Genomic DNA, 678 nt, shown 5'->3' on the forward strand with positions numbered 1-678 from the left:
ATCGGACGGCAGCGGCGTCGATATCGCGAACGTGAAGATGTCGATGAACCCGTTCGATGAGATTGCTGTCGAGGAAGCGGTGCGTTTGCGTGAGGCGGGGGTAGCGACTGAGGTTGTTGCGGTCTCCTGCGGCGTGACGCAATGTCAGGAAACGCTGCGTACCGCGATGGCGATTGGCGCGGATCGCGCGATTCTTGTCGAATCGACTGAGGAATTGCAGCCGCTCGCGGTGGCGAAGATCCTGAAGGCGCTGGTGGATAAGGAGCAGCCTTCTCTCGTCATCTTGGGAAAGCAGGCGATTGATGACGATTCGAACCAAACCGGTCAGATGCTCGCTGCTTTGGCTGGCCTGCCGCAAGCGACGTTTGCCTCGAAGGTTGTGGTCGCCCATGGCAAAGCCACGGTGTCGCGTGAAGTCGATGGCGGTTCGGAAACGTTGTCGCTGAAACTGCCCGGCGTGATCACCACCGACTTGCGCCTGAACGAACCGCGCTACGTCACGCTGCCGAACATCATGAAGGCGAAGAAGAAGCCTTTGGAAACGGTGAAACCTGCTGACCTCGGCGTCGATGTCACGCCGCGTTTGAAGACGCTGAAAGTGGCCGAGCCGCCCAAGCGCTCCGCCGGTGTGATGGTGCCGGACGTGAAGACGCTGGTCGAAAAGCTGAAGAACGAAGC

At 59.7% G+C, this 678-nt stretch carries 1 protein-coding gene; it reads left to right on the forward strand.

Annotated features, from left to right (window positions below):
* On the forward strand, positions 1 to 678 hold a 678-nt coding region (locus tag AWB65_RS35180), incomplete at both ends, for an electron transfer flavoprotein subunit beta/FixA family protein (RefSeq protein WP_143281840.1).

The sequence above is a fragment of the Caballeronia humi genome, assembly GCF_001544475.1.
Classification (GTDB): Bacteria; Pseudomonadota; Gammaproteobacteria; order Burkholderiales; family Burkholderiaceae; genus Caballeronia; species Caballeronia humi.